The organism is Streptomyces sp. AC627_RSS907 (genome assembly GCF_019049165.1).
Genome location: NZ_JAGMUE010001027.1, coordinates 1 through 744, shown reverse-complemented (window position 1 = coordinate 744; position 744 = coordinate 1). Strand labels below are relative to the sequence as shown.

At 68.8% G+C, this 744-nt stretch carries 1 pseudogene; it reads right to left on the bottom strand.

Annotation, left to right across the window (positions count from 1 at the left end):
- Positions 1–53 precede the first annotated feature (53 nt).
- Positions 54–744, bottom strand: a pseudogene (locus tag KUM32_RS40055) (glyceraldehyde-3-phosphate dehydrogenase); the annotation flags it as partial.

The following is a 744-nucleotide window of genomic DNA, read 5'->3' as shown; positions in this document are numbered from 1 at the left end:
CGTGAGGGCTGTGCGAGGTGGCGGGGCGCGGGATGGCGCGCCGCCGGGTGGGGCTAGACCTGCGGGGCCGGGTAGGTCGGGTACTCCACCCCGGAGACGTGCTGGACGATCCGGATGACCTGGCACGAGTAGCCGAACTCGTTGTCGTACCAGAGGTAGAGGATGGCGTCGTCACCCTCGACCTTGGTGGCGCCGGCGTCGACGATCGAGGCGTGGCGCGAGCCGATGAAGTCACTGGAGACCGCGTCGGGGGCGCTGATGAAGTCGATCTGACGCTTGAGCGGCGAGGTCAGCGACACGTTGCGCAGGTAGTCCAGGACCTCCTCGCGGGTGGTCTCGCGCGCCAGTCGCAGGCTCAGGATCGCGATCGACACGTCCGGCACCGGGACGCGGATCGAGCTGCCGGTGATCCGCGCGTTGAGGTCGGGCAGCGCCTTGGCGACGGCCGAGGCGGCGCCGGTCTCGGTGATGACCATGTTGAGCGCGGCAGAGCGACCACGTCGGTCGGACTTGTGGTAGTTGTCCAGCAGGTTCTGGTCGTTGGTGAACGAGTGGACGGTCTCCACGTGGCCGCGCAGCACGCCGTACTCGTCCGCCATCGCCTTCAGCGGCGGGACGATCGCGTTGGTGGTGCACGACGCGCAGGACAGGATGCGCTCGTCCGGCTTGACCGTGTCGTGGTTGACGCCGTGCACGATGTTGGGGACGTCGCCCTTGCCCGGCGCGGTCAGCACGACCTTGGCG